The sequence below is a fragment of the Streptomyces sp. NPDC051567 genome (assembly GCF_044454165.1).
Taxonomy (GTDB): Bacteria; Actinomycetota; Actinomycetes; order Streptomycetales; family Streptomycetaceae; genus Streptomyces.
The window spans coordinates 197,738-219,176 of record NZ_JBITDK010000011.1 but is presented as its reverse complement, the minus strand read 5'-3'; the positions used below and the strand labels follow the sequence as shown (position 1 = coordinate 219,176).

Below are 21,439 nucleotides of genomic sequence, written 5' to 3'. Positions count from 1 at the left end.
CCCGCCCCCCCGCCCCCCCCCGCCCCCCCCCCCCCCCCCCCCCCCCCCCCCCCCCCCCCCCGCCCCCCCCCCCCGCCCCCCGCCCCCAAAGCCGACGATGAAGCCGAAGTCACCCATCCCCGCAAAGCCCAGTGCCGCCTCCCGGCCACCGGAGGGGACCTGCTGAACCTCAAGGGCGGCGCGGGTGGGAGAACCGGGAGCGACACTGAATTTCGACCCGCCGCGCAGAAGTGCGCCACTGAGGGCGCCTGACAGGGAACCCCCCTGGTCAGGCGCCTTCTTCTGGACTCCTAGAAGAAGCCCAGCTTCTTCGGCGAGTACGAGACCAGCAAGTTCTTCGTCTGCTGGTAGTGCTCCAGCATCATCTTGTGGGTCTCGCGGCCGATGCCGGACTGCTTGTAGCCGCCGAAGGCGGCGTGTGCCGGGTAGGCGTGGTAGCAGTTCGTCCAGACGCGCCCGGCCTGGATGGCGCGGCCCGCGCGGTAGGCCGTGTTGATGTCACGGGTCCAGACGCCCGCCCCCAGGCCGTACGCCGTGTCGTTGGCGATCCGCACGGCGTCGTCGAAGTCCTGGAAGGAGGTCACGGAGACGACCGGCCCGAAGATCTCCTCCTGGAAGATCCGCATGCGGTTGTCGCCCTCGAAGATGGTCGGCTCCACGTAGAACCCGCCCGCCAGCTCGCCCTCCAGTTCCTGCCGGTTGCCGCCGGTCAGGACCTTCGCGCCCTCCTGACGGCCGATCTCCACGTACGACAGGACCTTCTTCAGCTGCTCCTCGGACGCCTGCGCGCCGATCATCGTGGCCGTGTCCAACGGGTGGCCCGGCACGATCAGTTCGGTGCGGGCGACGGCCGCGTCGAGGAAGTCGCCGTACCGGCCGCGCTCGATCAGGGCGCGCGACGGGCTCGTACACACCTCGCCCTGGTTGAGGGCGAACATGGTGAACCCCTCCAGGGCCTTGTCGCGCAGGTCGTCGTCGGCCGTCCAGATGTCGTCGAAGAACAGGTTCGGGCTCTTGCCGCCCAGCTCCAGGGAGACCGGCTTGAGGTGCTCCGCCGCGTACTGCATGATCAGCCGGCCGGTGCTGGTCTCCCCGGTGAAGGCGATCTTCGCCACGCGCGGGCTGGAGGCGAGCGGCTTGCCGGCCTCCTCGCCGAAACCGTTGACGATGTTCACGACCCCCGGCGGCAGCAGGTCCGCCACCAGGCTCAGCCAGTAGTGGATCGACACCGGGGTCTGCTCCGCGGGCTTGAGCACCACCGTGTTCCCGGCCGCCAGCGCCGGGGCCAGCTTCCACGCCGCCATCAGGATCGGGAAGTTCCACGGGATGATCTGCCCGACCACACCCAGCGGCTCGTGGAAGTGGTAGGCCACGGTGTCGTCGTCCAGCTGGCTCAGCGCCCCCTCCTGGGCGCGCAGGGCGCCCGCGAAGTAGCGGAACTGGTCGACGGCCAGGGGCATGTCGGCCGCCAGGGTCTCCCGGACCGGCTTGCCGTTCTCCCAGGTCTCCGCGACCGCGAGGGCCTCCAGGTGCTGTTCCATCCGGTCCGCGACGCGCAACAGGATCGTCGACCGCTCGGTCACCGAGGTACGGCCCCAGGCGGGCGCCGCGGCGTGGGCCGCGTCCAGGGCCCGCTCCACGTCCTCGGCCGTCCCGCGCGCGACCTCGGTGAAGGTCTCGCCGGTGACGGGGGAGGGGTTGGCGAAGTACCGGCCACGGGCGGGTTCGACGTACTCGCCGCCGATGAAGTGTCCGTAGCGGGACGCGTACGACATGAGCGCCCCCTCGGTTCCGGGCGCAGCGTAACGGGCCATGGTGTTCTCCCCTTGCCGGGCGCCGCCCTCCGTCGGGCAGCGCTCGGGGGGAAGGCTAGGAGCGGACAGGTTGCGAAGACGTTGCACGCCCCCCGCCGAGTTCACGGTCGAGGGCGCGTACGCGGGCCAGCGCGGCCGGACGGGAATCCGGCGGCAGCGCCGCCGCCAGCGCCCGCCACACCTGCGGGTCGTCCGCGCCCCACGGGCTGCACACCCAGTCGGCCAGCATCCCGGGGTCCGCGCGGGCGATCACGGCGGCCCGCGCCTGGTCCTCGATCCGGCGCCGCAGCCGGACGATGCCGGGCGCGGTGGAGGAGGGCAGCAGCGGCCCGGCGTACCGGCCGAGCGCGGCCGAGATGGCTCCCGCCGCCAGGTGCCGGGTCACGGCGGTGAAATCGGCGTCCAGCGGAACGGCCGTACGGTACGGGCGCGAGAGCGGGGCCCGGGGACCCAGCAGGCCGCGGAGCCGGGACAGTTCGGCGCGCAGGGTGACCGGTGACACCGACTCGTCCTCGTACAGGGCGACCGCCAGCTCCTCGCCCGACAGCCCTTCGGGACGGTGCGCGAGCAGGGCCATGATCTCGCTGTGCCGCCGCCCGAGACGGATGCCCGGGCCGCCGCCGAGCAGCAGCGCCTCGTCCTGACCGAGGGCGCGCAGGCTCTCCCCGGCCACCGTGGGACCGGGGTCCCGTAACGCCAGCTCGGCCTCGGCCGCCCTGGCCACCGCCTGGACGAAGGCCAGGGAGCGCGGATGGGCGAGGCCGTCGCCGCCCGTGATGTCGACCGCGCCCAGCAGCCGGCCCGTCCGGGGGTCCCGCACCGGGGCCGCCGCGCAGGTCCACGGGTGCATCCGGCGGCTGAAGTGCTCGGCCCCGAAGACCTGGACGGGCGCGCCGACCGCGACCGCCGTGCCGGGCGCGTTGGTCCCCATCGCCGTCTCCGCCCAGCGCGCGCCCGGGACGAAGCCGAGCCGCTCCGCCCGCCGCAGGGTGGCCGGTTCGCCCTCCACCCAGAGCAGGCTGCCCCGGGCGTCGCAGACCGCCAGCAGGTGCGCCCCGTGCGCGGCGAACGCCCCGACCAGGTCACGGAAGACCGGGAGGACCCGGGCCAGCGGGTGCTGCTCGCGGTAGGACCGCAGTTCCGCCTCCGCCAGTTCCACGCGGGGCGCGCACTCCGGGCTGACCCGGGCCCGGGCACACCGCCGCCAGGACTTCGCGATCACGGCCCGGACCGGCGCCTCGACCCGCCCGTCCCGGGTGAACGCGGCATGGGCCCGCCGCAGTTCGCGTATGCGTTCGAGGGGATCGGTCCCGCCCGGCAGTGTCACCGAAGGACCGGCCATGTCACCCTCCCGTGGTGCGGTGGTACGCGGAGCGCCCCCATGGTCGTCCTGCTCCGGGCCCCCCGCAAGCGGTACGTCGGCCAGTCCGCGCCGAAACCCCGTCAGCCGGGCGGCCCCGCCCCCTGGAACGCCGCCGGGCCGCCCCCGACCCGGCGGCCCCGCACGGTGGCGGGGCCGACAGCTCCGACAGCTCCGGCGACTACGGCGGCTCCGGCAGCGCCGTCGCCGGGTCCGCGGCCGAGGGGCCCGCCGGGAGCCACCGGCCGTCCTCCCGGCGGTACGGCCACCAGCGCCCCTCCCGGCCCAGCCGCAGCTGACGGCCGGTGTCCGGCTCCGTCCAGCGGGCGCGGACCCGGCGGAACACCGGAGCCTCCTCGTCCGCCCAGGCCGCCGCGAGCGCCGCCCGCGCCCGGGTCAGCGTCGCCCGGTCCGGCGTCCAGTCGTCGTCCAGTGCCGCGAGGCCCGGGGCCTCGCCGTACTCCCAGGCCCGCACCGCCAGGGCCAGCCCGGCCCGGTCCCGGCCGGTGGCCGCCGCCAGCCGGGACCGTACCCGCAGGTGGCAGGCGCGCGCCGCGAGCCGGACGGCGTCCTCGGCGGCCGTGAGCGGGGCCGGCAGGGCGTGGTCGGCATGGCCCGGAGCCAGCGCCCGCGCCAGCAGCCCGTACGCCTCGGCCGCCGCGGCCTGTGCCAGGAACTCCACCGCGTCCACGTCGAGTCCGGCCTCGGCCCCGCCCTCGGTGTCCAGCGTCGGCGGCTGCCCCACCGCCTCCGGCAGCCGGGGCGGTCCGGGCAGCGCGGGCAGGGCGCCCTGGGCCGCGTACACCGCCTCCGCCGGGACGCCCACGTCGTCCGGTTCCCGCGGTTCCCGCGGTTCCCGCGGTTCCCGCGCCCGCGCCGCGCTGTGCTCCTCCAGCTCCTCCACCAGCCGCCGCCGCGCGCGTCCGCGCAGCAGCAGGAGGACGAAGGGGTCGTGGTCCAGCAGCCGGGCCACCTGGTAGCAGAGCGCCGCGGAGTGCGGGCAGTGGTCCCACTCGCCGCAGTCGCAGCGCGGGTCGAGTTCCCCGACGCCGGGCAGCAGTTCCACCCCGGCGGCCGAGGCGTCCTCGGCCAGCTCCGGCGGCACCTCCCGGTCCAGGAGCGCCGCGATGTACCCGGACTCGGCCGCCGCCAGCCCCAGCAGCCGGTCCCACTGCGCGTCCGTGAACTCCTGCACCAGCACGTCCGTCCGGTGCGCCGTGCCGTCCCGGTCGCGCACCACCGCGGTGAGCCCGCCGGGCCGCACCGAGACCGCGCCGACCGCGCCCGACCGCGCGTACCGGCGGCCCTGCCGGACCTGTTCGCCGTCGAGCGCGCTCTCCTCCAGGGCGCGCAGCCAGGCGTGACCCCACCAGGTACCGGCGAAGCCGCGGCCGGGGGCGGGCGGGAGCGCCGGGAAGGTCCGCTCGTACGGCTCGTGCCCCTCGTGCCGTTCGTTCCCCCCGTGCTCCTCGTGCTCCTCGTACGGCCCGTGTTCCTCTTCCCCGTACGGCTCGTGGGCGTTCACGCGCCGCTCCCCGGGGCGGGCCGGAACGCGACGAGTGCGGCCAGTTCGGCATCGGTGAGTTCGCTCAACGCGCCCTCGCCGCCGGAGAGGACGGCGTCCGCCAGGGCCCGTTTGCGTGCCAGCAGCCGCGCGATCCGCTCCTCGACCGTGCCCTCGGTGATCAGACGGTGGACCTGGACGGGCCGGGTCTGGCCGATCCGGTAGGCACGGTCGGTGGCCTGCTCCTCGACGGCCGGGTTCCACCAGCGGTCGTAGTGGACGACATGGCCGGCCCGGGTGAGGTTGAGACCGGTGCCCGCCGCCCGCAGGGAGAGGAGGAGCACGGGGACCTCGCCCGCCTGGAACCGGTCCACCAGCTCCTGACGGCGCGGCACCGGGGTGCCGCCGTGCAGGAGCCGCGAGGCGATCCCCCGGGCGGCGAGGTGCTTCTCCAGGATGCGGGCCATGGCCACGTACTGGGTGAAGACGAGCACCGAACCGCCTTCGGCGAGGATCGTGCCGAGCAGCTCGTCCAGCAGCTCCAGCTTGCCCGAACGCACGCCGGCGACCCCCTTGACCCCGTGCGCGCCCAGGAACTGGGCCGGATGGTTGCAGATCTGCTTGAGGGAGGTCAGCAGCTTGATCACCAGACCGCGCCGCGCCATCCCGTCCGCCTCCGTGACGGCGGCGAGGGTCTCGCGGACGACGGCCTCGTACAGCCCGGCCTGCTCGCGGCTGAGGGCGACGGCATGGTCGGTCTCGGTCTTGGGCGGGAGCTCGGGCACGATGCCCGGGTCGGACTTGGTGCGGCGCAGCAGGAAGGGCCGTACGAGCGCCGCCAGCCGGGCCGCCGCCAGCGGGTCACGGCCGCTCTCGACCGGTTCGGCGTAGCGGGCGCGGAAGGTGCCGTGGCGGCCGAGGAGGCCGGGCGTGGTCCAGTCCAGGAGGGCCCACAGCTCGGAGAGGTCGTTCTCCACGGGGGTGCCGGTGAGGGCCACCCGGGCCGCCGCCGGGATCGTGCGCAGGGCCTTGGCGGTGGCGGAGCGCGCGTTCTTGACGTGCTGGGCCTCGTCGGCGACGACCATCCCCCAGCCCCCGGAGGCGCCGGTGAACGCGGCGAGCGCGGGGGCGTCCAGGCGCATCGTGCCGTAGGTGGTCAGGACGAAGCCGCCGGTGAGCCCCGTGAGATCGCGGCCGGGGCCGTGGAAGCGGCGCACGGGGGTGCCGGGCGCGAACCGCTCGATCTCCCGCTGCCAGTTGCCCAGCAGCGAGGCCGGGCACACCACCAGGGTCGGCCCGGCGCCGGGGTTCTCGCGCACCCGGTGCAGGTGGAGCGCGATGAGGGTGACGGTCTTGCCGAGGCCCATGTCGTCGGCGAGGCAGGCGCCGAGACCGAGCGAGGTCATCCGGGCCAGCCAGCGCAGACCGCGCACCTGGTAGTCGCGCAGCGTGGCCCGCAGCGCGGGCGGCACCTCCAGGACACCGGCCCGCCACGGGCCGTCCGGACCGCCGGGGCCGTCCGTGCCGTCCGGGTGGTCCGTGCGGCCGGGCTGTCCGGGTGTCTCCGGGTCGGCCGTGAGCAGGGTGCGCAGCCGCTCCAGCCCACCGGTGGCCGTGACGTCGACCCGCGCGCCGTCGATCTCGGCCGACCCGGTGAGCACGGCCGCCAGGGCGTCGGCGGCCGGGATCTCACGGCCCTGCCGGGCGCGGGCCCGGCGGGCCTCGGCCGGGTCGATCAGGACCCACCGGTCGCGCAGCCGGACCAGGGGGCGGTGGGCCTCGGCGAGCCGGTCGAGCTCGGCGGCGGTGAGGTCGCCCTGGTCGCCGAGGGCGAAGCGCCAGTCGAAGGAGAGGAGGGAGCCGGGGGAGAGCAGCCCGGAACCGGACACCGGGCCGCCGTTCCCGCTACTCCCGTCGGTCCCACTGTTCTTGTTGCTCCCACTGCTCCCACTGCTCCCACTGCTCCCACTGCTCCCACTGCTCCCGCCGATGACGGCGCGGGCGGTGAGGGCCGGGGTGAGGCCGCGCGGCCAGTGCACCTGGACCCCGTCGGAGGCCAGGGCGCGGGCGGCCCGCCCGAGCAGTTCCGTGACGTCCTCGTCGGCGAGAGCGACGGCGTCCGGGACGGCCGCGCCCAGCAGCGGGGTGAGCGGGGGCCAGATCCGGGCGGCCCGGCGCAGGGCGCGCAGGGCGTCCAGCCGGGCCCCCGGCGGGAAGGCGGAGGAGGCGGCTCCGGAACCGGCCCAGACATCGGCGGCATCCGCGACGAGGGCGGCGTCGGCCAGGCTGTGCAGCTGGAGGACGGCACGGAAGGCCGGTGTGCCCCCCGGCCCGCGCCCGTGCCCGACCTCCTGCCCGTCCCCGGTCCCCTGCCCGTCCCGGGCCCCCTGGTCGGGCACGACGTCGCACTCGACCCGCAGGGAGATCCGTACGCCCGCGTCGTGCCCGGCGGCGACCTCGGCGGACCACTCGCGCAGCTCGGGCCGGAGCCGGGCCGCGCGACCGGCGAAGGCGCCGCCACCGGTGGCGGCGGGCGCGGCGGGGGAGCGCGGCAGCGTATCGGCGACGGCGTCGAGGAAGGCGCGCAGCAGCGGCTCCGGTACGGGCAGCCGGGGCGGACCGGCCGGGGTGAGGGGGACGCGGCGGGCCCCGGGCGGCATGGCCGCCGCCAGCTCCCGCACCGCCTCCAGGTCGGCGGCCTCCAGCGGGCCGAGCCGCCAGGCGTCATGGCCGCCGGGGCTCAGACCGGGCAGCAACAGCCCCCGGGCCACGCACCGCAGGGCCAGCAGCGCGGCGGCCCCCCAGAAGGCCGCCGGGGGCACGGGGGCGCCGGGTGCGGCGGCCGTCGCGGTGGCCGCGCGGGCCCGGGTGAGCAACGGCAGGGCCTCGCGGACGGAGAGCACGAGCGCGGTCACGGTGACCCGGCGCAGGTCGGGGGCGAGGACGGAGAGTTCCTCGACGGCGCCGGTGGCGGCGGTTTCCGTCGGGGTGCCGCGTCCGGGGCCGGCGCCGGGGCCGGGGCCGGGTCCCGTGGTGGTGGGAGGGCTGCCGTCCGGTTGCCAGAAGGCGATCCGGCCGTCGCGGGCGGGGTCGGCGGGAAGAAAGACGGCGGAGCAGTCGATGAGACCGGAGATCTCGGGGAGCACGCGTTCCTCAACCTTGACTACTTGGACGAGGTGGCCGAGATTATCCCACCGGGGTTGTCCGAAGACCGCTGTTCAAGTGTGACGCGGGTCACTTTCTGGGATGTCCGGGTCTCAAGGGGGCGCTGCGGTGCGGTGCGGGGCGAGGGGGCGCAAGGGGGTGCGAGGGGGTGCCAGGAGAGAGATTTCCAAGTCCGCTACCGAACCGTAGAGTTGGGTACCCGCCACAGAAGGGACGCCCGGTGCAGCGTTATGACCGGCTCAGGGAGATCCTCCGCCTCGATCCCGACAGGGACTTCCTCACCATCTACCGGCTGACCGCCACCTACGAGTTCCCCTGGGACTTCACCCGCGCCCTGGAACTCGCCCTGTTCCGGACGTACGCCGTGCCGAGCATCGGCCGTCTGCTGGCCGAGACCGCCGAGTTCACCGAACGCGCCCAGAAGCGCTACGACGACACCGCGCTGCTCCTCGACGCGGTCGTCGAGCACGGTTTCGAGAGCGACACCGCCCGCACCGCGATCCGCCGCGTCAACCAGATGCACCGCAGCTACGACATCGGCAACGAGGACATGCGCTACGTCCTGTGCACCTTCGTGGTCGTACCCGCGCGCTGGCTGGACTCCTACGGCTGGCGCCCGCTGACCCACCACGAACGCCGGGCCGCCGCGCACTACTACGCCACCCTCGGCCGTCACCTGGGCATCACGGACATCCCCGGTTCCTTCGAGGAGTTCGAAGCCACGCTCGATGCCTACGAGAAGGACCACTTCGGCTGGGACGAGGGCGGTCGCGCGGTCGCCGACTCCACCATCGGCCTGATGGCCTCCTGGTACCCGGCGCCGCTCGCCCCCGCCGTCCGCGCCGCGAGCCTCGCCCTCCTCGACGAGCCGCTGCTGGACGCCTTCCGGTACGAGTCGCCGCGCCCCCAGGTGCGCAGGCTGGTCCGCGGCGCCCTGCGGCTGAGGGGCCGCGCGGTACGGCTGCTGCCCCCGCGAAGAGCCCCGCACTACGCCCGCCAGAACCCGGAGATCAAGGGCTACCCCGGCGGCTACGACGTGGGCGAACTCGGCACGTTCCCGGTGCCCGGCACCGGCGGCTGCCCCGTCCCCCGGCCCCGCCGGCCCGCCGGGGCCGGGGCCCAGCCCCCGGCCTGACCCGCCCCCCGCAGGCCCCACCCGCAGGCCCCGGGCGCGGGGCCTGGGCAATGCGGTGGTGAGGGCGGGTCAGGAGTGACGTACCGCCAGGGCCATGAAGCGGTCGTCCTCGTCGGCGTACGAGGTCATCTCCCAGCCCGAACCGGCCAGCAGCGGGCCGAGGACGGGCTCGGCCCGCAGGTCCTGCGGGGTCAGGACGCGGCCCTGGCGCACGGCCAGGGCGGCCCGGCCGATCGGATGGAAGAGGGCGAGGCGGCCACCGGGGCGGACCACCCGGGCCAGTTCGCGCAGGTTCGGCCCCGGGGAGGGCAGGTGGGTGACGAGTCCGGCGGTGAACACCGCGTCCAGCGACCCGTCGCGCAGCGGCAGCCGTGCCACGTCCGCCAGCAGCAGCGCGCCTTCGGCGGCCCGTCCGGCGCGTCGCGCGGCGGCCAGCATCTGCGGGGTGAGATCGGCGCCGAGCACCGTCCCGGAAGGACCGACGGCCGCCCGCAACGGGGCCAGGGCCCGCCCGGTACCGCAGCCCGCGTCGAGCACGCGGTCCCCGGACCGCAGCCCGAGTCCGGCCACGGCGGTGCCGAAGGCGGGCCCGTCGTCGGGGAACTTGCGGTCCCAGCCGGCGGCGCGCGCCCCGAAGAACTCCTGCACGTGTGTGTGGTCCTCGCTCATGCGCCCATGATCTCCCACCCGTCGGAGGCTGCGGAATGTGCGCAAGATGGCACGTGCGGTGATCTCAGGCGGGCGCGTATCTGTCACAATCCGGCAGTTTCCATAGGTTTTGTGATGCGCCCCGCCCGCGCACCCTCTCGCGGACTAGCCTCCGGTGGCCATGGGACACCTGGACCACGCGCCCGCGGCCGGCCGCCGCGCTGCCACGGACGGAGGCACCGCGTGGCGCTGCCCCCTGCCGCGCCACGCCCTGCCCGCGTCCGCCGCGCTGCTGTCCCGGCCGGAGCGCACCGCGTCCCGCCCACCGGCCGGCCCGGCCGCACGTACCGCCCGCCCCGCTTGCCGGACGGACGGACTCCGCGTGAAGTCATCGAAGGATTGCGAGCGCTGTGATGTCACCGCACGACGACGGACCGGCTGCTGGCCCGGCCCCGCAACCGGTATCGGTATCGGTACCCGGCATGGAACCGGAGCCGTCCCCCGACCCGTATCGGGGTCGGGCCGCGGGCCAGGACCCCGGCCCGGAGGGGCTCGACCCCGGCCTGGACCTGGACCTGGACCTGGACCCGGAGGACGAAGCGGAACTCTCCGCGCTCGCACTGAAGATCCTGGTGGCCGGGGGCTTCGGGGTGGGCAAGACCACGCTGGTGGGCGCGGTGAGCGAGATCCGGCCGCTGCGGACCGAGGAACTGCTCAGCGAGGCGGGCGAGCTGATCGACGACACGGGCGGGGTCGCGCAGAAGACGACGACGACCGTGGCCATGGACTTCGGGCGGATCACCATCCGGTCCGGGCTCTCGCTCTACCTGTTCGGAACGCCGGGGCAGGACCGTTTCTGGTTCCTCTGGGACGAGCTGTCCCACGGGGCGCTGGGCGCGGTGGTGCTCGCCGACACACGGCGGCTGGAGGACTGCTTCCCGGCGGTGGACTACTTCGAGCACCGGCGGATTCCGTTCGTGGTGGCCGTCAACTGCTTCACGGACGCCCGGCGGTACGGGGTGCACGAGGTGTCGCTCGCACTGGACCTGGACCAGGCGACGCCCGTGGTGCTCTGTGACGCGCGGGACCGGGATTCGGGTAAGGAAGTGCTGATCAGACTGGTCGAACACGCCGGACGGGTACAGACCGCCCGGCTGCTGGAGTCGGTGGGTCCGCAGGCGGACACCGCGTGAACGGGCGGGTCCGGCGCGGCGGCCGTCGCGCCGGACCCGCGAGACGGTCCCCGATCGACGGTCAGCCGGCCAGGCCCGCCGCCGAGATCACCTTGTCGATCGGGACCCGCACGAGGAGCTCGCCGGGGACGGCGTTGCGGCGGCCGAAGTCCGCCGCGCGCTCCTCACCCATGTAACGGGCCCCGATCCTGGTCGCCCAGGTGAGCATCGCGCCCAGGTCCTCGCTGATCTCGGCGCGGCCCTGGAGCACGACGAACGAGAACGGTGGCCGTTCGTCGTCCACGCACAGGGCGACCCGGCCGTCACGGGCCAGATTTCGCCCCTTGACGGTTGCCCTGCCGGTGTTGAAGACGAAGGAGTCGCCGTCGAGAACGAACCAGATGGGAGCGATGTGCGGGCTCCCGTCCTCGCGGACGGTGGAGAGTTTTCCGGTGCGGGTGGAGTGGGAGACGAACGCCCGCCACTCCTCTTGAGTCATCTTCTTCGCCATGGGGACATCCTCCTTGCCCGAAAGCCGCTGGTGGGGAAGGCTTGCGGGACGACTACGCGGGGTGGGGCGCGGCCACGTCGGCGCGCGCCAACGGGGAGGGGCTCGGTATGGCACTGGACAAGCAGCTCGACTGGCTGCTGGACGACCTGACGCGCCGGGTCCAGCAGGTCCGGCATGCGGTGGTGCTCTCCAACGACGGCCTGGTGACGGGCGCGAGTGCCGGGCTGGAGAGGGCGGACGCGGAGCACCTGGCGGCCGTCGCGGCCGGTCTGCAGAGCCTGGCGAAGGGGTCGGGACGGCACTTCCGGGCCGGTGAGGTGCGCCAGACCATGGTCGAGTACGACGAGGGAGCCCTCTTCGTGATGGCGGCGGGCGCGGGCAGTTGCCTGTGCGTCCTGAGCGCCTCCGAGGCCGACATGAGTCACGTGGCGTACGAGATGACGCTGCTGGTCAACCGGGTCGGCGAGCACCTGGGCGTCACGGAGCGGCGGATCACCGGAGGCTGAGGCCGAGGGGCCGCGTGGGGGGCGGCCCGCGAAGTTGTCCACAGGTCTCGCGGAGTGTCGTTGCGGTGAGTTACTTTCTTCACACAGAGTAATCGTCGCTCGTGGGGGAGACCGTGATGATGCAGAGGGGAACCGCGCTGCGGGACGGCGCGGGTGTCGGCGCCGATGTGCGTGAGGGTGCGGGTGTGGGCGCCGGTCCGGGTGCTGGCCTCGCCGCTGGTGCTGAGGCGGGTGCGGGTGCGCCGGTGAGCGGCGCGGGGGCCGCCGGGGAGCTGGGGCTGAGCCGGAGCGAGTTCGCCCGTGCCGTCCAGCTGGGGCTCGTACGCGCCGGACCACGCCCGCCCGGCGGGGCGGCCCGCTACACCCGGGCGGAACTGGACCGGGTCAGGGCGGCCGGGGGTTTTCCGGAGACGCTGCGCGCGCGGGTCGAGACCGTGGCGGGAGCGGAGACCGCCGCCGGGGTGATGGGGATCAGCCCGAGCCGGTTCACCCGGCTCGCGCGCTGCGGGCACGTCGCCCCGGTCGGCTACCGGATCAACCGGTACCGGGCCGTGGTCTGGCTCTACCTGGCCCTGGAACTGAAGGAGTTCGCCGCCCGGGAGCCCGGGATACTGCGGGGGGTCGCGCCTCTGGCGGACCAGGCGGTGATGGCGGCCAAGGAGGACCTGCGCCCGTCCATGTGGCGCGGGCGCCATGTGGGACTGCTGCTGAGGCGGACCACCGCCCCCTGGGAGCACGCCGCGGTGCTCGCCTCGGTCCTCCCCGAGGAAGAGGTCAGGAGGGCCGTACCCGATCCGGCGGAGCGGATCGTGCTGGCCGCCCTCGCCCCGCCCCTGCCGTACGGGCACCCGCAGATCCCGGCCGCCGCGGCCGTGGCGGCCCGCCTGCTGCGGGCACAGTCACCGCAGGAGATCCGCCGCTACCGGGGCGGCCTGGCCTTCGCCCTGGCCGGGGCGCGGGGTCAGTCGAAGTCGACGGGGGAGAGGGGGCCGACGTAGAGCCAGGCCCCGTTCTCCCGGGAGAAGTCGCTGTGCTCACGCAGTGAACCGGTGTGCCCGCCCTCCCGGTAATGGGCCCGGAACTCCACCGAGCCCCGCGTCTCGAACAGCCCGCCGCGCTCGGTGGCCAGGATCTCCAGCCGGTCCCAGCGCTGCCCGGGATCGAGGTCGAGCCGGTCCGGGCGGGTCGAGGGGTGCCAGGACCGCAGCAGGTAGGCGGTGTCGCCGACGGCGAAGGCACTGAACCGCGAGCGCATCAGCAGCTCGGCGGTGGGCGCCTGCCGGGCACCGGAGTGGAACCGGCCGCAGCACTCGGGGTAGGCGGCGGGCAGACCGCAAGGGCAGGGGAGGGACGGGGCGGGCATGGTCGGGACTCAGCTCCTGGAGGCCGGCTCGGTCGGCATGGACGACTTGGGCGGCATGGGCGGCATGGGCGACTTGGGCGGATAGGGGCGGAAGAGGCCCTCCTGGACCACCGAGACCAGCAGCCTGCCCTCCAGGTCGTAGATGCGGCCCCGGGCCAGCCCCCGCCCACCGTGGGCGATGGGCGCCTCCTGGTCGTACAGGAACCACTCGTCCGCCCGGAACGGCCGGTGGAACCACATGGCGTGGTCGAGCGAGGCCATGTCGAAGCCGCGCATCCCCCACAGGGGTTCCACGGGGATGCGCACCGCGTCGAGGAGGGTCATGTCACTGGCATAGGTGAGGGCGCAGGTGTGCACGAGCGGGTCGTCCCCGAGGGGACCGACCGCGCGCATCCACACCGCGCTGCGGGGATCGGCGTCCTCGAACTCCTCGGGAGTCCAGCGGAGCCGGTCCACGTACCGGATGTCGAAGGGCTGGCGGCGGGCCATCCGCTCCAGCGCCTCGGGCAGGGCGCCCAGGTGCGCGCGGATCTCGTCCGCGACCTTCGGGAGCGTGTCCGGATGGGGGAAATCGAGACGAGGAGGCAGCTGGTGTTCGATGCCGCCCTCCTCCGGATGGTGGAAGGAGGCGGTGAGATTGAAGATCGTCTTGCCCTGCTGGACCGCGGTGACCCGGCGCGTGGTGAAGGACCGCCCGTCGCGGACCCGCTCCACCTGGTACACGATCGGCACCCCGGGAATGCCGGGGCGCAGGAAGTACGCGTGCAGGGAGTGGACCGGGCGGTCGCTCTCGGTGGTGCGGCCCGCGGCCACCAGAGCCTGGCCGGCCACCTGGCCGCCGAAGACCCGCTGGAGGGATTCCTGCGGGCTGGCGCCACGGAAGATGTTGACCTCGATCTGCTCCAGATCGAGGAGATCGACCAGTCTCTCGGCGGGGTTCGTCATCAGGGGCTCTCCACGGTCGGGTCCGGCGGCGCCGGTGGGGTGCGGGGTGCGGTCAGAGCTCGCCGAGCTCGCCGACCGAGGTCAGCCGGATGACTGCCCGGCCCTCTTCGTCGGAGGCCGCGAGGTCAACCTCGGCACTGATGCCCCAGCCATGGTCCCCCTGAGGGTCGGCGAAGGCCTGGCGCACGCGCCACAGGCCGTGCGCGGGGTCCTCCTCGATCTGCAGCAGCTTCGGACCGCGCGCGTCGGGCCCGGTGCCCAGGTCGTCGTACTCGTCCCAGTACCCGTCCATGGCCTCGCCCCAGGCGTCGGCGTCCCATCCGGACCCGCCGTCCAGCTCGCCCAGCACGTTGACGTGGTCGAGGGCCGCCAGCTCCACCCGGCGGAACATGGCGTTGCGGACCAGGACACGGAAGGCACGCGCGTTCGCGGTGACCGGCTTGACCTGGTCGGCCTTCTCCTGGGCCTGCTCCGCCGTCTCCACCTCCGGGTTCGCCAGCTGCTCCCACTCGTCGAGCAGGCTGGAGTCGACCTGCCGGACCAGCTCGCCCAGCCAGGCGATGAGGTCCTGGAGGTCCTCGGACTTGAGGTCGTCGGGGATGGTGTGGTCCAGCGCCTTGTACGCGCTCGCCAGGTAGCGCAGCACGATGCCCTCGGTGCGGGCCAGCTCGTAGAAGGAGGTGAACTCCGTGAAGGTCATCGCGCGCTCGTACATGTCGCGGATGATCGACTTCGGGGAGACCGGGTGGTCGCGGACCCACGGGTGGCTCTTGCTGTACACGTCGTAGGCGTGCAGGAGCAGCTCTTCGAGCGGCTTGGGATAGGTGACGTCCTGGAGCCGCTCCATCCGCTCCTCGTACTCGACCCCGTCGGCCTTCATCGCCCCCACGGCGATGCCGCGTTCCTTGTTCTGCTGGGCGGCCAGGATCTGACGCGGGTCGTCCAGCGTCGACTCGACGACCGAGACCATGTCCAGCGCGTAGGAGGGGGACTCGGGGTCCAGCAGGTCGAAGGAGGCCAGCGCGAAGGTGGACAGCGGCTGGTTGAGCGCGAAGTCCTGCTGGAGGTCGACGGTGAGCCGGATGGAGCGGCCCTCCGCGTCCGGGGTGTCGAGCTTCTCGACCACACCGCCGTCCAGCAGCGAGCGGTAGATCGCGATGGCCCGGCGGATGTGCCGCAGCTGGGCCTTGCGCGGCTCGTGGTTGTCCTCAAGGAGGTGACGCATGGCCTTGAAGGCATCGCCCGGCCGGGCGATGACCGACAGCAGCATGATGTTGGTGACCTTGAAACGCGAGGTCAGCGGCTCCGGGTCGGCGGCGATGAGTTTCTCGAAGGTGATGTCCGACCAGGCGACGAAACCTTCGGGAGCCTTCTTGCGCACCACCTTGCGACGCTTCTTCGGGTCGTCGCCCGCCTTCGCGAGCGCCTTCTCGTTCTCGATGACGTGCTCGGGCGCCTGGGCGACCACATAGCCCGCCGTGTCGAAGCCCGCCCGGCCCGCCCGCCCGGCGATCTGGTGGAACTCGCGGGCGCGCAGCGTCCGGACCCGGGTGCCGTCGTACTTGGTGAGCGCCGTGAAGAGCACGGTGCGGATCGGGACGTTGACGCCGACACCGAGGGTGTCGGTACCGCAGATGACCTTCAGCAGACCGGCCTGGGCCAGCTTCTCCACCAGGCGCCGGTACTTGGGCAGCATCCCCGCGTGGTGCACGCCGATGCCGTGGCGGACGTAGCGGGAGAGGTTCTGGCCGAACTTGGTGGTGAAGCGGAAGTTGCCGATCAGCTCGGCGATCCGGTCCTTCTCCTCACGGGTGCACATGTTGATGCTCATCAGCGACTGCGCCCGCTCGACCGCCTGGGCCTGGGTGAAGTGCACGATGTAGACGGGGGCCTGCCGGGTCTCCAGCAGCTCGGTGATGGTGTCGGTGATCGGCGTGGTGACGTACTCGTACGACAGCGGGACGGGCCGGTGCGCGGAGCGGACCACCGAGGTCGGGCGGCCGGTGCGCCGGGTCAGGTCCCCCTCGAACCGCTTCATGTCGCCGAGGGTCGCCGACATCAGGACGAACTGGGCCTGAGGGAGCTCCAGCAGCGGGATCTGCCAGGCCCAGCCACGGTCCGGCTCGGCATAGAAATGGAACTCGTCCATCACGACCTGGCCGATGTCGGCGTACTTGCCGTCCCGCAGGGCGATGGAGGCCAGCACCTCGGCGGTACAGCAGATCACCGGCGCGTCCGCGTTCACGGAGGCGTCCCCGGTCAGCATGCCGACGTTCTCGGTACCGAAGAGCTTGCACAGGTCGAAGAACTTCTCCGAGACCAGCGCCTTGATCGGGGCGGTGTAGAAGGTGACCTTGTCCTGGGCCAGCGCGGTGAAGTGCGCGCCCGCCGCCACCAGGCTCTTGCCGGAGCCGGTCGGGGTGGACAGGATGACGTTCGCCCCGGAGACGACCTCGATCAGCGCCTCCTCCTGAGCCGGGTACAGGGCGATGCCCTGGTCCTGTGCCCACGAGGAGAAAGCCTCGAAGAGGGCGTCGGGGTCGGCGTTCGGCGGGAGCTGATCAATGAGGGTCACACCCCCCATCTTGCCTGGCTTCCTCCCGGATGAGGGAACCGGCGGACGTAACGAAGATCATCGACGGTACGCTGTGCCGTCGATGCGGCCCCGGCGAAACCGTCGGCGGGGCCCGACCAGCACACCACCGGGGCGGGGAACGACCATGATGGGTCCGGCGCACTCACTGTCCGGGGCGGCGGCCTGGCTGGGGGTGGGCGCGGCGACCACGGCCGCCGGGCACCCCATGCCCTGGCCGGTCCTCGTCGTCGGCGCGCTGATCTGCGCCGGAGCCGCCCTCGCCCCCGACCTCGACCACAAGTCGGCGACCATCTCCCGTGCCTTCGGCCCGCTCTCCCGGGGCCTGTGCGAAGTGGTCGACAAGGTCTCCTACAGCGTCTACAAGGCCACCCGCGCCCCCCGGGACGCCCGCCGCACCGGCGGTCACCGCACCCTGACCCACACCTGGCTCTGGGCCGTCCTGATCGGCGGCGGCTCCTCCGCGCTCGCCGTCACGGCCGACCGCTGGGGCGTCCTCGCGCTCCTCTTCGTCCACCTGGTGCTGGCCGTCGAGGGCCTGCTGTGGCGGGCCGCCCGCATGTCCAGCGACGTCCTCGTCTGGCTGCTCGGCGCCACCAGCGCGTGGATTCTGGCCGGAGTGCTCGACCAGCCCGGAAACGGCGCCGGCTGGCTCTTCACCGGCCCCGGCCAGGAGTACCTCTGGCTCGGCCTGCCCATCCTGCTCGGCGCCCTGGTCCACGACATCGGGGACGCGCTGACCGTCTCCGGCTGCCCGATCCTGTGGCCCCTGCCCATCGCCGGCAAGCGCTGGTACCCCATAGGCCCGCCCAAGATGATGCGTTTCCGTGCCGGGAGCTGGGTGGAGCTCAAGGTCCTCATGCCGGTGTTCATGCTCCTCGGAGGGGTCGGCGGCGCGTCGGCCCTCGGCCTGATCTGAGCCCCCCCACGAGGACCGCACCGGCCGTCTGTCCACCTCCGCCCCCGGACGGACATCATGTGGGCCGGACACACGACGGCCCGCGCCCCGGGGCCCCGCGACAGCGGGACCGGGGGGCACGGGCCGTGAGCCCCGCACGGGTCACCCGTGCCAGGACCGCCACAGCGCCGCGTACGCGCCGTCGGCCGCCACCAGCTCGTCGTGCGAGCCCAGCTCACTGATCCGGCCGCCCTCGACCACCGCGATCACGTCCGCGTCGTGCGCCGTGTGCAGCCGGTGCGCGATCGCGATGACCGTCCGGCCGTCCAGCACCCGCGCCAGCGAACGCTCCAGATGCCGTGCGGCCCTCGGGTCCAGCAGCGAGGTGGCCTCGTCCAGCACCAGCGTGTGCGGGTCCGCCAGCACCAGCCGGGCCAGCGCGACCTGCTGCGCCTGCGCCGGGGTCAGCGCGGTGCCACCGGACCCGACCTCGGTGTCCAGACCGGCCTCCAGGGCCCGCGCCCAGCCGTCCGCGTCCACCGCGCCGAGCGCCGCCCACAACTCCGGGTCCCCCGCGTCCGTCCGGGCCAGCCGCAGGTTGTCCCGCAGCGAACCCACGAACACGTGGTGCTCCTGGTTGACGAGCGCCACCTGCTCCCGCACCCGCTCCGCGGGCATCCGCGACAGCCGTGCCCCACCGAGGGTGACCTCGCCGGTCCGGGGCGCGTAGATGCCCGCCAGCAGCCTGCCCAGCGTGGACTTGCCCGCGCCCGAAGGCCCCACCAGCGCCATCCTCGTACCCGGCGCCACCTCCATCGACACCCGGTGCAGGACGTCCACGCCCTCCCGGTAGCCGAAGTGGACCTCCCGCGCCCGCACGTCCCGGCCCTGCGGGACCACCTTCGCGTCCCCGGCGTCGGGCTCGATCTCCCGTACGCCCACCAGACGCGCCAGCGACACCTGGGCGATCTGCAACTCGTCGTACCAGCGCAGGATCAGGCCGATCGGATCGACCATCATCTGCGCCAGCAGCGCCCCCGTGGCCAGCTGTCCCACCGACATCCAGCCCCGCAGCACGCAGTAGCCGCCGACCAGCAGCACGGAACCCAGGATCGTCACATAGGTGACGTTGATGACCGGGAAGAGGACCGTCCGCAGGAACAATGTGTAGCGTTCCCATTGGGTCCACTCCCTGATCCGCCGGTCCGACAGCGCGATCCGGTCCTGCCCCAGGCGGTGCGCCTCGACCGTGCGGCCCGCGTCCACCGTCTCGGTGAGCACGGCGGCGACCGCCGCGTACCCCGCCGCCTCCGAGCGGTACGCCGAGGGCGCCCGCCGGAAGTACCAGCGGCAGCCGATCACCAGCACCGGCAGCGCCACCAGCGCGGCCAGCGCCAACGGCGGCGCGGTCACCGCGAGCGCCCCGAAGAGCAGCCCCGCCCACACCACACCGATGGCGAGCTGCGGCACGGCCTCACGCATCGCGTTGGCCAGCCGGTCGATGTCGGTGGTGATCCGCGACAGCAGGTCACCGGTGCCCGCCCGCTCCAGCACGCCCGGCGGCAGCCCCACCGACCGCACCAGGAAGTCCTCGCGCAGATCGGCGAGCATCTCCTCGCCCAGCATCGCCCCGCGCAGCCGCACCAGCCGGACGAACAAGGTCTGCAGCAGCAACGCCAGCGCGAACAGCAACGCCACGCGCTCCAGCTGGAGATCGCGCGCCCCCGCCGAGAGGTCGTCCACGACCCGTCCCAGCAGGTACGGGCCGACCATGGAGGCGATCACCGCGACCGCGTTGACCGTCACCAGCACCGCGAAGGCCCGCCGGTGGCGCCGGAACAGGCCGCTCACATATCCCCGTACGGTCGCCGACGTGCCCACGGGCAGGGTGGCGGCCGACTCGGGGGCCGCCGGATCGTACTCCGGTGGCGCCACGCCGATCATGCGGATTCCTCGATCTCTGTGAGTACTTCGGACAGCCGGTCCAGGCCGAGCCCCGCGAGCCGCTGTTCCTCGTCGGTCTCGCGGGTGACGACGGCCCGGTAACGCGGTTCGGTGCGCAGCAGTTCGCGGTGGGTGCCGACCGCCGCCACCGTGCCCCCGTGGAGGAGGACGACCCGGGCGGCGCGGTCCAGCAGCAGCGGGGAGGAGGACAGGACCACCGTGGTGCGCCCGGCCCGCAGCGCCGCGACCCCGTCCGCGATCAGGGCCTCGGTGTGCGAGTCGACCGCCGAGGTCGGCTCGTCCAGCACCAGTACCTCCGGGTCGGTGACCAGGGACCGGGCCAGCGCGAGCCGCTGGCGCTGCCCGCCGGACAGCGACCGGCCGCGCTCGGTGATCCGTGCGTCCATCGGGTCCTCGGTCCCGTCCGGGGACGACTGCAACAGCGCGTCCAGGACGTCCCCGCACCGGGCCGCGTCCAGCGCCTCCTGCGGGGCGACGGCACCGGAGGACGGCACCTCGAACAGCTCGCGCAGCGTCCCGGAGAGCAGCACCGGCTCCTTGTCCTGGACGAGGACCAGCCTGCGCGCGGTGTCGAGCGCGAGTTCGTCCAGCGCGACCCCGCCCAGCAGCGCCGAGGGACGCTCCCCGCCCTCCGGCTCCCCGTCGGAGTCGGCGGCGGTGGTGTGCACGGGGTGCCCGCCGAGGCGTTCCGCCAGCCTTCCCGCCAGGTCCGGGTCCCCGCACACGACGGCGGTGAACCGGCCCGCCGGGACCATCAGCCCGGTCCGGGGGTCGTACAGGTCCCCGCCCGGAGCCGGTTCCCGGGGCGGCCCGGCGGCCACCGAGGGCTCCTCCCCGGCGTCCGTACGGGTCAGTGCCAGCACCCGGGCGGCCCGCTGGGCGGAGGGGCGCGAGAAGGAGTACGCCATGGCGATCTCCTCCACGTTCCGCAGGGGGTAGAGCATCAGGGACACCGCGCTGAAGACGGTGACGAGTTCACCGACCGCGAGCCTGCCGTCCAGGACGAGCGCGGAGCCGTACCAGACCACCGCGATCAGCAGCAGACCCGGCAGCACCACCTGGATCGCCGAGATCAGCGCCCACATCCGGGCACTGCGCACCGCGGCCTCCCGCACGGCCTGCGACGCCTCGCGGTAACGGCCCAGGAAGAGTTCCTCCCCGCCGATGCCGCGCAGCACCCGCAGCCCCGCGACGGTGTCGGAGGCCAGCTCGGTGGCCCTGCCCGCCCGCTCGCGCTGGATGTCGGCGCGCCGGGTGGCCCGGGGCAGCAGAGGCAGGGCGGCGAGCGCCAGCACCGGCATGGAGAGGGCCACGACCAGGCCGAGGGACGGCGCGTAGAACACCAGGCCCACACAGACCAGGACGAGGGTGGTGGCCGCCGCGAGGAAACGGGAGACGGCCTCCACGAACCAGCCGATCTTCTCCACGTCCCCGGTGGAGACGGCGACGACCTCACCGGCCGCGACCCGCCGGGTCAGCGCGGCGCCCAGCTCGGCCGTCCTGCGGGCGAGGAGCTGCTGGACCCGGGCCGCCGCCGTGATCCAGTTGGTGACGGCGGTCCGGTGGAGCATGGCGTCACCGAGGGAGATGGCGATGCCCAGCGCCGCGATCAGCGCGCCCACCAGCAGCAGCCGGCCGCCGTCGCCGTCCACGACCGCCTCGACACCGAGGCCGACCGCGAAGGGCAGCCCGGCGATGCCGCAGTGGTGCAGCAGCCCCCAGCCCGTGCTCCTGGCCTGGCCACCGAGCTGTCCCCGCCCCAGCCACAGCAGGAAGCGCGGTCCGGAGCGAACATCGGGTACCCCAGGGTCCGGATACGGAAGATCGCTGATCTGCATGACGCCCCATGACTGGTCGTGA

The 21,439-nt window shown here is 73.8% G+C and carries 16 protein-coding genes; 5 read left to right on the top strand and 11 right to left on the bottom strand.

Features of this window, described 5'->3' with window-relative positions; translation table 11 throughout:
- Positions 1–290: 290 nt before the first annotated feature.
- The 4 genes from ACIA5F_RS15620 to ACIA5F_RS15605 all read right to left on the bottom strand — a co-directional run bounded on the left by ACIA5F_RS15620 (position 291) and on the right by ACIA5F_RS15605 (position 7,824).
- Positions 291–1,814, bottom strand: a complete 1,524-nt coding sequence (locus tag ACIA5F_RS15620) for an aldehyde dehydrogenase family protein (RefSeq protein WP_399353061.1) — start codon at positions 1,812–1,814, stop codon at positions 291–293.
- 55 nt (positions 1,815–1,869) lie between these two features.
- Positions 1,870–3,156 (bottom strand): GAF domain-containing protein, encoded by a 1,287-nt coding sequence (locus ACIA5F_RS15615; protein ID WP_399353059.1) that lies wholly within the window; start codon positions 3,154–3,156, stop codon positions 1,870–1,872.
- Positions 3,157–3,355: 199 nt separating this feature from the next.
- Positions 3,356–4,699: an SWF or SNF family helicase gene (locus ACIA5F_RS15610; RefSeq protein ID WP_399353057.1), complete on the bottom strand. Its 1,344-nt coding sequence runs from the start codon at positions 4,697–4,699 to the stop codon at positions 3,356–3,358.
- Positions 4,696–7,824, bottom strand: coding sequence for a DEAD/DEAH box helicase (locus tag ACIA5F_RS15605; protein WP_399353055.1), 3,129 nt, complete (start codon positions 7,822–7,824; stop codon positions 4,696–4,698). Before ACIA5F_RS15605 ends, ACIA5F_RS15610 begins: the two co-directional genes overlap by 4 nt.
- A gap of 239 nt (positions 7,825–8,063) precedes the next feature.
- Here ACIA5F_RS15605 and ACIA5F_RS15600 point away from each other — a divergent pair, with 239 nt between their 5' ends.
- On the top strand, positions 8,064–8,978 hold the full coding sequence (locus tag ACIA5F_RS15600; RefSeq protein WP_399353053.1) for an oxygenase MpaB family protein: 915 nt from the start codon (positions 8,064–8,066) through the stop codon (positions 8,976–8,978).
- 69 nt (positions 8,979–9,047) lie between these two features.
- On the opposite strand, the gene ACIA5F_RS15595 is transcribed toward ACIA5F_RS15600, so the two are convergent.
- The gene (locus ACIA5F_RS15595) at positions 9,048–9,647 is read right to left on the bottom strand and encodes a class I SAM-dependent methyltransferase (RefSeq protein WP_399353052.1); all 600 of its coding nucleotides are present in this window, start codon (positions 9,645–9,647) and stop codon (positions 9,048–9,050) included.
- Positions 9,648–10,108: 461 nt separating this feature from the next.
- Between ACIA5F_RS15595 and ACIA5F_RS15590 the strand changes: the two genes are divergently transcribed.
- On the top strand, positions 10,109–10,819 hold the full coding sequence (locus ACIA5F_RS15590; RefSeq protein ID WP_399353050.1) for a GTP-binding protein: 711 nt from the start codon (positions 10,109–10,111) through the stop codon (positions 10,817–10,819).
- Positions 10,820–10,880: 61 nt separating this feature from the next.
- Here the strand turns inward: ACIA5F_RS15590 and ACIA5F_RS15585 are convergent, their stop codons facing one another.
- Positions 10,881–11,309, bottom strand: coding sequence for a PPOX class F420-dependent oxidoreductase (locus tag ACIA5F_RS15585; RefSeq protein ID WP_399353048.1), 429 nt, complete (start codon positions 11,307–11,309; stop codon positions 10,881–10,883).
- Between the two features lie 107 nt (positions 11,310–11,416).
- Between ACIA5F_RS15585 and ACIA5F_RS15580 the strand changes: the two genes are divergently transcribed.
- Positions 11,417–11,815, top strand: a complete 399-nt coding sequence (locus tag ACIA5F_RS15580) for a roadblock/LC7 domain-containing protein (protein WP_399353046.1) — start codon at positions 11,417–11,419, stop codon at positions 11,813–11,815.
- A 116-nt stretch (positions 11,816–11,931) separates the two neighbouring features.
- Complete coding sequence (locus tag ACIA5F_RS15575; RefSeq protein WP_399353044.1) at positions 11,932–12,813, top strand: DUF6397 family protein; 882 nt, start codon at positions 11,932–11,934, stop codon at positions 12,811–12,813.
- Here ACIA5F_RS15575 and ACIA5F_RS15570 read toward each other — a convergent pair.
- From ACIA5F_RS15570 to ACIA5F_RS15560, 3 genes are read right to left on the bottom strand one after another with little or no spacing between them, the layout of a single operon-like run.
- Positions 12,777–13,178, bottom strand: coding sequence for a YchJ family protein (locus ACIA5F_RS15570; RefSeq protein ID WP_399353042.1), 402 nt, complete (start codon positions 13,176–13,178; stop codon positions 12,777–12,779). The two genes, ACIA5F_RS15575 and ACIA5F_RS15570, sit on opposite strands and share 37 nt — an antisense overlap.
- 9 nt (positions 13,179–13,187) lie before the next feature.
- Positions 13,188–14,123 (bottom strand): acyl-CoA thioesterase, encoded by a 936-nt coding sequence (locus ACIA5F_RS15565; RefSeq protein WP_399353040.1) that lies wholly within the window; start codon positions 14,121–14,123, stop codon positions 13,188–13,190.
- Between the two features lie 52 nt (positions 14,124–14,175).
- Positions 14,176–16,698, bottom strand: coding sequence for a DEAD/DEAH box helicase (locus ACIA5F_RS15560; RefSeq protein WP_399353038.1), 2,523 nt, complete (start codon positions 16,696–16,698; stop codon positions 14,176–14,178).
- A gap of 145 nt (positions 16,699–16,843) precedes the next feature.
- Here ACIA5F_RS15560 and ACIA5F_RS15555 point away from each other — a divergent pair, with 145 nt between their 5' ends.
- The gene (locus ACIA5F_RS15555; protein ID WP_399353036.1) at positions 16,844–17,635 is read left to right on the top strand and encodes a metal-dependent hydrolase; all 792 of its coding nucleotides are present in this window, start codon (positions 16,844–16,846) and stop codon (positions 17,633–17,635) included.
- A gap of 141 nt (positions 17,636–17,776) precedes the next feature.
- On the opposite strand, the gene ACIA5F_RS15550 is transcribed toward ACIA5F_RS15555, so the two are convergent.
- Both ACIA5F_RS15550 and ACIA5F_RS15545 read right to left on the bottom strand, forming a co-directional pair.
- Positions 17,777–19,558, bottom strand: a complete 1,782-nt coding sequence (locus ACIA5F_RS15550) for an ABC transporter ATP-binding protein (protein WP_399353034.1) — start codon at positions 19,556–19,558, stop codon at positions 17,777–17,779.
- On the bottom strand, positions 19,555–21,417 hold the full coding sequence (locus ACIA5F_RS15545; protein WP_399353031.1) for an ABC transporter ATP-binding protein: 1,863 nt from the start codon (positions 21,415–21,417) through the stop codon (positions 19,555–19,557). Before ACIA5F_RS15545 ends, ACIA5F_RS15550 begins: the two co-directional genes overlap by 4 nt.
- Positions 21,418–21,439: the final 22 nt, after the last annotated feature.

Bases quoted from the DNA above. Each gene is read 5' to 3' on its own strand.
- ACIA5F_RS15620 (WP_399353061.1), bottom strand. From the start codon at position 1,814: ATGGCCCGTTACGCTGCGCCCGGAACCGAGGGGGCGCTCATGTCGTAC.
- ACIA5F_RS15615 (WP_399353059.1), bottom strand. From the start codon at position 3,156: ATGGCCGGTCCTTCGGTGACACTGCCGGGCGGGACCGATCCCCTCGAA.
- ACIA5F_RS15595 (WP_399353052.1), bottom strand. From the start codon at position 9,647: ATGAGCGAGGACCACACACACGTGCAGGAGTTCTTCGGGGCGCGCGCC.
- ACIA5F_RS15590 (WP_399353050.1), top strand. From the start codon at position 10,109: ATGGAACCGGAGCCGTCCCCCGACCCGTATCGGGGTCGGGCCGCGGGC.
- ACIA5F_RS15585 (WP_399353048.1), bottom strand. From the start codon at position 11,309: ATGGCGAAGAAGATGACTCAAGAGGAGTGGCGGGCGTTCGTCTCCCAC.
- ACIA5F_RS15580 (WP_399353046.1), top strand. From the start codon at position 11,417: ATGGCACTGGACAAGCAGCTCGACTGGCTGCTGGACGACCTGACGCGC.
- ACIA5F_RS15575 (WP_399353044.1), top strand. From the start codon at position 11,932: ATGATGCAGAGGGGAACCGCGCTGCGGGACGGCGCGGGTGTCGGCGCC.
- ACIA5F_RS15570 (WP_399353042.1), bottom strand. From the start codon at position 13,178: ATGCCCGCCCCGTCCCTCCCCTGCCCTTGCGGTCTGCCCGCCGCCTAC.
- ACIA5F_RS15565 (WP_399353040.1), bottom strand. From the start codon at position 14,123: ATGACGAACCCCGCCGAGAGACTGGTCGATCTCCTCGATCTGGAGCAG.
- ACIA5F_RS15555 (WP_399353036.1), top strand. From the start codon at position 16,844: ATGATGGGTCCGGCGCACTCACTGTCCGGGGCGGCGGCCTGGCTGGGG.
- ACIA5F_RS15550 (WP_399353034.1), bottom strand. From the start codon at position 19,558: ATGATCGGCGTGGCGCCACCGGAGTACGATCCGGCGGCCCCCGAGTCG.
- ACIA5F_RS15545 (WP_399353031.1), bottom strand. From the start codon at position 21,417: ATGCAGATCAGCGATCTTCCGTATCCGGACCCTGGGGTACCCGATGTT.